At 60.8% G+C, this 263-nt stretch carries 2 pseudogenes; both read right to left on the bottom strand.

Annotated features, from left to right (window positions below):
- Positions 1-44: 44 nt before the first annotated feature.
- Positions 45-143 (bottom strand): annotated as a pseudogene (locus BK660_RS30315) (ABC-type transport auxiliary lipoprotein family protein); the annotation flags it as partial.
- Positions 140-263: pseudogene (locus BK660_RS30310) on the bottom strand (MlaD family protein); the annotation flags it as partial. The pseudogenes BK660_RS30315 and BK660_RS30310, both read right to left, overlap by 4 nt.

The raw sequence follows: 263 nt of genomic DNA, 5'->3' as shown, positions 1-263 counted from the left end.
CGTTGCGTCGTGCCATGACTGGCCGACGCGTTGCTCTGGGCCTACGGCAATCGATAGACATCGAACGGCTCGGGCTTGGGCAGGATCGAGCACGAACTTATCAGCGTGAAGCCGGCGAGGAGGGCGATAAGAGTAAGATTCATGGCGTGAATTCCTTGTTCTTGTCACTGCCCAGCAGGTAACCGCTGGGGTTTTCCTCGAGGCGTTGGGAGATGGCGCGCAACGAGGTCAGGGTTTCACGCAACTCGCGCACCGCCGGGGCC

This window comes from Pseudomonas brassicacearum (assembly GCF_003732265.1).
Taxonomy (GTDB): domain Bacteria; phylum Pseudomonadota; class Gammaproteobacteria; order Pseudomonadales; family Pseudomonadaceae; genus Aquipseudomonas; species Aquipseudomonas brassicacearum_D.
The sequence above is the reverse complement of the archived record's forward strand: the minus strand, read 5'-3'. Positions and strand labels throughout refer to the sequence as shown.